5 protein-coding genes are annotated in these 6,668 nt (G+C 63.7%); 2 read left to right on the forward strand and 3 right to left on the reverse strand.

Annotated elements, in window-relative coordinates; genetic code table 11:
- Positions 1-523 precede the first annotated feature (523 nt).
- The 3 genes from A3ES_RS0145040 to A3ES_RS50680 form a co-directional block, all read right to left on the reverse strand.
- Complete coding sequence (locus tag A3ES_RS0145040; protein ID WP_157631088.1) at positions 524-757, reverse strand: hypothetical protein; 234 nt, start codon at positions 755-757, stop codon at positions 524-526.
- Positions 758-966: 209 nt separating this feature from the next.
- The gene (locus A3ES_RS52085; RefSeq protein ID WP_237745225.1) at positions 967-2,196 is read right to left on the reverse strand and encodes a calcium-binding protein; all 1,230 of its coding nucleotides are present in this window, start codon (positions 2,194-2,196) and stop codon (positions 967-969) included.
- 88 nt (positions 2,197-2,284) lie between these two features.
- Positions 2,285-2,653: a DUF1801 domain-containing protein gene (locus A3ES_RS50680; protein WP_020393410.1), complete on the reverse strand. Its 369-nt coding sequence runs from the start codon at positions 2,651-2,653 to the stop codon at positions 2,285-2,287.
- A gap of 585 nt (positions 2,654-3,238) precedes the next feature.
- On the opposite strand from A3ES_RS50680, the gene A3ES_RS52095 reads away from it, so the two are divergent.
- Together A3ES_RS52095 and A3ES_RS0145065 are read left to right on the forward strand one after the other, a co-directional pair.
- Positions 3,239-6,094, forward strand: coding sequence for a TIGR03767 family metallophosphoesterase (locus tag A3ES_RS52095; protein ID WP_169501860.1), 2,856 nt, complete (start codon positions 3,239-3,241; stop codon positions 6,092-6,094).
- A gap of 265 nt (positions 6,095-6,359) precedes the next feature.
- Positions 6,360-6,668, forward strand: a 309-nt coding sequence (locus tag A3ES_RS0145065) for a hypothetical protein (RefSeq protein WP_026163805.1), incomplete at its 3' end; no start/stop codon positions are given.

The raw sequence follows: 6,668 nt of genomic DNA on the forward strand, positions 1-6,668 counted from the left end.
CCCATATCCACCGGGTTCGAGCTGGCAAGAAATCAAGAGGCGTAACGGCACCGGTTCCTCACGTATACCTTCCCGTCTCGTTCACCGGGCCCGACCCATCCGGCAGTGCCAGGCCGACCCGACTTTGTCGAGGCTGCTCCCACCCTCCCGGCGACCCCCGGCTCAGGCTGCCCCCAACTTCACCCCACCGCTACGACGATGAAGCGACGGCGGTCTCTCACCTCCGTACGGACAAACAGCGCCTCGTGGCGCACTGACAGCGTTCTTACCGACACCCCATCCAGGTGGGCTCGGACGCATCATCGGACTACCTGTTGCCGAACTACTCACGCAGACCGACTGGTTCGAACTTGACGGGGACCAACTCGTGTCCCCCGACGGGACGTTGATGATTGCCGAATATGCGTGCCGACCGACACCGGGGCCGGTTCTGGACTGGGTCGTGGAGGGCGAGAAGGAGTACAGAGACAGAGCCAAGCACGGAAGGGCTGCCGTCAGCTACAACAAGACGCCGTACACCACCTCACCTGATGCGGAGTACAGGGACTAGCTTGAGCGCGGCCGACCGCGACACGAACTGCTGCGAGCCTGGTGCGGTCAGCGTGCGGCGACCATGCAAGAGCGCCTCGGTGCCGCTGAGACGGAAGTACAGCGGCAGGGCCACAGCATCGCAGCCGATATAATCGCCCGCGCTCACGATGAAGAACGGATCACGGCGGCGAACTTCCGTCCGGTCGTTGCTTGATCGGATACTCACCCTGGCGACGACATATCCCTTGGCTGTGAAGATTTCCGCGATCGGTCCGGCAGATTCCTTGTCCTCCGCGATCCCGCTCCAGGACCACCTTGCCTCCACCACTGGTGATCGAGCGGAGTACGCCGGATTGCCGGCTGGTCGTCCACACGACCAGCCGGCACCCGGAACTCGATCGGCCCGCCACTGCAGTGAGGTCCGTATGTCTCAGCTCACTGAGCCAGTTCGCAGGCGAGGCGAGGAGTGTCGGTCGGGTCAATGAAGCAGGCGTCCTGGCCCAGTCCCCCATCGACGACATCGCGCGGACCACCGTCTCTGACGTCGAGCCGGTCATCGCCCTGTCCGCCTTCGAGCACGTTGATTTCCGGGGTGGACCCGGGCGCCACAACGCTCAGCTGGTCGTTGCCGTTACCACCGCGGATTCTCTCCACGTTGGGCTTGACATTGTCGCCCTCGGAACCGCTGCCGTCGTCGGAGGCACCATCGTTGTCGACGATCAGTGAATCCTGCCGGAAGGCATAGCTGGCGACATCAGACCCCGTCCCGCCGTCGAAGAGATCCTGGTCCGTCCCCAGACCACCGTCGAGTGTGTCATTGCCATCGCCGCCGAAGAGATCGTCACGGCCCTCTTCGCCGTTCAGTCGATCCTCACCACCGTTGCCGCTCAGTACGTCGTCGCCCGGTCCACCGTTGAGCACGTCTTCACCGGAGCCACCCCACAGCTGATTGTCCAAGCCGTTGCCCTGCAAGGAGTCCGGCCCCGTACCTCCGATCACGTTCTCGACGTCATCGAGAACGTTGTCGTTCTCGCCTTGCTCACCGTCGGGGAGTTGGAGTCCGATGCTGACCCTCACGTGGACCGAACGGTCGCTGTAGTCCGCGGTATCGATGCCATCGCCACCGGCGAAGCGGTCAGCACCCTCCCCACCGATCATCCGATCCGCCGCAGTTCCACCGCTCAGGCGGTCGTTGCCGGGGCCGCCGAGGAGAACGCCTCGGCCGGCGGACGGGCCAAGGCTCAAAGTGTCGTCGCCAGTCCCACCGGACAAGGTACCTACCATCAACTCGAAGTCGTCGACGGCGTCGAAAACAATCTCGTCGTCGAAGTCGCCCGCGAGCACCTGGACGTCCCACAGGCCGCGCATCGAACAGGACACCCGTTTCTGGTCGATCCGCGGACAGTTCGAAATGCCGATGAAATCCCCCGCATCGCTGACGATCAACTGGTCGCCCTGCCGCACGATGGTGATGGCGTTGGCCTTCAGAGAAGCTGCCCTCACCGTCAGAACACCACGGTCGGGCTCGGCGACGACGTCCGTGCCCAACTGAGCCGCGGCCGCCTCAACCGGTAGCAGGATATATGTGGCCGCCAGCGCGACCAACGCAACGGCAACGCCGGTGAGCCTTCGGCTCGATGCGGGACGGAAAGAACTCGTGATCATCTGCATGTCTGCGTTGCCTCTCAGCAAAGTTGGACGGTAGGAGTCACACAATGCGGCCGTGTGGTGGGCAACTGCTGGGAGCGCTCGGCTACGCGCGTCGGTGATCGATTGCAGCGTCGATCAGGTCGATGATCCGGGCGGGCGGGACTTGGTCAGGATGGTCGATCGCTACGGATCGGCCGCGGCGCCCTGAGCCTGTGAGGATGTGGGCTGGGTCGGGAAGGTCTGCTCCGTATTCGAAGAACAGCTTGACGTTGCTCTCGTGGGGGAAGATGCCGCAGACGTAGCCGGCCTCCGGGTGGCGATAGCCGATCCCGTGCCACCCGGGCCAGACCGTCTCGCTCGCGTCGGGGATGGTGGATCTCACCAGGTCCCGCAGCCACAGTGCGGCTGTCACGACGTTGATGGTGTGGCCCTGCAGGAGATCCTTAACGGTCAGGTCACCAGGGGCTGACATGATCGTCTCCTCAACGTTTCGTGGTGGCCCAGGAATCGGGGTGCCGTGGAGCCGGTCCGGTGGGCGGCGTTACGCCCGCCCGCCAGGGTGCGTGGTGATGCCTCGACAGGGGGAGAAAACACGCCGAACAGGTTGCCTGAGGGGTCGCGCAGGTAGGCATTGGCGGGCCCGCCGTCAATACGCGTCCCAGTGCGTCACGAGGACGTTCGGGAACCATGAGTGCCCGCTTCAGGTCAGCGATCGATCGCGGTGACACAGCCACGATCGGATTGGCGCCAAGGGTCGCCGACCGCATCCGCACCGGCAAAGACACCGGCATGCGCAACCTGCCATTCCACGCCTGCACTGCGAACGCCTACTGGCTCGAACTGGCCCTCACCACCGCCGTTCAACGCCCCCGCGCCGCCACTGGCCAGCCACCTGACCGCAGCACTCATCCCTACACCCAAGGGCCGGAACCCAGGCTAGCCATCAAGTTCCCATCGGTCTCCCATTCGCGCGTGTCAACATGACCAATGCATCGTGCTGAGGCTGATCAGTCGAGCACGGTCTCGCGAAATGAGTATCGACCGAAGGGGAGTGGCCGTGAAGATCTCTCGGCGCAGACTGCTTGCGGCGTCCGCAGTGGCAACCTTGGCTGCCACAGATCCGCTGCGCCTATTGACCGGCTCGGTCCGGGCGGCGGGGTCAGCCAGTGGAAGGACCACGCTGGACCAGACGATCGGATTGGGCACGCCAAGTCCGACCGGCTACCGGAAACTGGTGGTAGGTCCGGGTGAGCCGCGCCTAGTGCGCTCCGAGCTTAGCCCGTCGCCGTCGGTCTGGCTTGACAGGCCGCTGGTCGCGTTCGCGCAGATGTCGGACCTGCACATCATCGATGATCAGTCGCCGATGCGGCTGGAGTTGTTCGATCGCTACGCCGACCCGGGGCCACCGCACTTCGCCAGCTATGGGGATTTCGACGGCGCGTATCGCCCGCAAGAAAGCATGTCGGCTCACCTGACCGATGCGATGTGCCGGGCAGTTGCCAAGGTCGGCCAGGGGCCGGCCACTGGTCTGCCATTGAAGCTCACACTGGTCACCGGTGACATGACAGACAACGCGCAGTACAACGAGACCAGGTGGTACATCGACCTGCTCGACGGACGGCCAGTCACCCCGGATTCCGGTGGCCCTCAGGACGAGAGTGTGACTGGCTCGGCGTTGGGGATCGACAAGCACTATTGGCATCCGGCCCACGAACACGATGGTCCTGACAACTATCTCGCGGCGGGATTCCCCAGGGTTGCTGGTCTGCCGGGGGCAGCCAGAAATACTTTCGGCGCCTACGGCCTGGGGATGCCGTGGTATGCCGCTTACGGAAACCATGATCGTAATGTACAAGGCAATTTTGATCCGTTCACGCCTTTCGTCGGCGGCGAACTAAGGTCTATTGCTACTGGAGGTGTCAAAGGAGTAGACACCAATAACCCGCTGCCAGCCGTCGGTGACGGCGATATCGGCAGTCTCGGCGAGTACAAGGATCTGCTCGACGCAGTCGGTGGGCTGGTCCTCAGAAATGTTCACGCGGACCCTGCGCGCCGGCTCATGTCTCGTGAGTCGTTCATGGCCGAGCATTTCAACACCGCCGGTACGCCGATCGGTCACGGATTCGCCAACGTCGCGAATGACGCTGACTACGTGATTCCGCCGGAGCCTGAGGATCTGTTCCGATTCATCTGCCTGGACACCACCGAGTCCAACACCGCCAAGGGGTCGCTCGATGAGGAGCAGATCGAGTGGCTGTACGCCCAGTTGAGAGCATGTAGCTCACGCTACGAGATTCACAACGTCGCATCCGGGAAGTTCACCCGCTACGAGCAACCCAGCGTGCGAGACCGTCTCGTGGTTCTGTTCTGCCATCACACCTTGGCCACGATGAAGGACGACTTTGACGCGGGCGACGAGTTGCGTCGGATCCTCTTGGGGTTCCCCAACGTGATCATGATCGTCAACGGACACACTCACAAGAACAAGATCACGGCACACCACCGCCCGTCGGGCTCGCACTTCCCGAGTGGCGGCTTCTGGGAGATCAACACGGCCTCCCATATCGACTGGCCGATTCAGAGCCGATTGATCGAGGTTGCCGAGGGCAATGGCACACTGGGCATCTACACGACGATGGTGGACATCGACGCGCCAATCGACTTCGGCGGGGACATCTCCAGCCCGACCGGGTTGGCGTCGCTCGCGCGCGAGCTGTCCGCGAACGACATTCAGCACGTTGCGAAACCCGGCGGAGTCCTGGGAAGCTCCGGTGCCCCGAACGATCGGAACGCACTGCTGCTGTTGCCAGCGCCTTTCAAACTCGCGGTGCGTCCAGCCCGGACCGCGATGGCGCGGCGCAACGACGGGCGAATGGAGGTCTTCGCGCTAAACAACGCAGGAGAGGTCTTCTTCCGGCGGCAAGCCACGCCTGACGGGGCCTACTCCGGCTGGACGCGGATGAACGGAATCCTGCGGACCATCGCGGCCGAGACCGCCGCGGACGGTCGAGTGCAGCTGTTCGGCATCACCTCCGGGTCACAGATCTGCCATCGATGGCAGACCACGCCCGGCGGAACGTGGACGAACTGGACAATACTCGACGGCACTCTGACATCACTGTGCACCGTGCGTCTGCCCGATGGCCGGATCGAGCTGTTCGGCGTCAACGGCACCGATAGCAGCGTCTGGACCCGACGACAGAGCGCTCCTGGCAGTGCGTTTGGTTCGTGGACTCAGCTCACCGGATCAATGCAGGCCGTGACCGCGGAAGTCAACGCCAACGGCTCCACCGCCTTATTCGGTATCGATGTCTGGGGGAAGGTCTTCCATCGCATCCGATCCGCACCGGCCGGGCCATGGTCGGACTGGCTCCCCCTCGTGAGTCCCACGCTCAAGATGAGCTCGATCCATGCAACGCGGCGCGGCGACGGCCGGCTAAGCGTGGTTGGAACCGACGCCGTCGGCCGGATCTGGCGCAGCACTCAGCTGACATCCAATGGAACCGATTGGTCAGTGTTCAACGAGCCTCAAGTCGATGGCGATCCAGGCTTCGTCTCCACTGTCACGGCCGAGCAAGGGCAGAACGGGATGCTCCAGATGCAGGCGATCGACCAGCACGGCAAGGTCCTGCAGGCCGCCGTGACGGATGGGTCTACGTCACCTTGGATCACCGCACCCGAACTGAAGGGGTCGCCTTGTGTAATCCCGAACCTGATCGGACTAACTGTCAACGCGGCACGCCAGACACTTGAACCGCTGTTCCTCTACATCGGAACGATCAGCTTCGTGACCGTCCAGGCATCCCCTGACCACGGGAAGGTACGCAAGCAAAGCCCAACTGCTGGCACCACAACTCCAACGGGAACACTCGTCAACCTGACTGTTGGCCACTGGAGCGGTACCAATCAATGACACATGAGAGATGGCCTCAGGCACGGGCGTTCATCCGCTTCTACAGCGTCGCCGACCGCTGGCACGCGTACCTGAACGACCCGCCAGTTCCGCACGTTCTCGGCGCACCATTGCTCCACCGGCATCGATATCGCCGATCCGCGGCGGGACCGTGAGATTGCCCTCGATGAAGCCTTCGGTGACCTCGACCTCACCTAACCTCCATCCGCTTGCCCAACAATCGAGCATATGTCCTATGTCGCTTAGGGTGGATATGATTCGGGGTATGGAAATCCCGGAGTGTCCGCTGGGTCATCGTGGTTCGGTGGTGCGTGCGGGTTGGTATGGCCGGGCTGGTCAGCGGCGGCAGCGGTGGCTGTGCCGGCCGGACGAGGGCGAGCCGCATCGGTTCGCTGAGGTGCTGCCGCGGATCGTGGCGTCGGCGGCGGAGCATGTGTGTGCGGACTGCGCGACGCAGTTGGAGCCGTGGGAGGGGCAGCCGGCGCCGAGGCTGTACGGGTTCGCCGCGCGGGATGTCGCGCATGCGTTGGCGTTGGTGGCCGGCGGCGCCACGTATCGAGCCACCGCGGCCGCG

The sequence above is a fragment of the Kribbella catacumbae DSM 19601 genome (assembly GCF_000372465.1).
GTDB classification, from domain to species: Bacteria; Actinomycetota; Actinomycetes; order Propionibacteriales; family Kribbellaceae; genus Kribbella; species Kribbella catacumbae.

What these genes read in the sequence shown, in the direction of transcription:
- A3ES_RS52085 (WP_237745225.1), bottom strand. Translation starts at nt 2,196, where the DNA reads ATGATCACGAGTTCTTTCCGTCCCGCATCGAGCCGAAGGCTCACCGGC.
- A3ES_RS50680 (WP_020393410.1), bottom strand. Translation starts at nt 2,653, where the DNA reads ATGTCAGCCCCTGGTGACCTGACCGTTAAGGATCTCCTGCAGGGCCAC.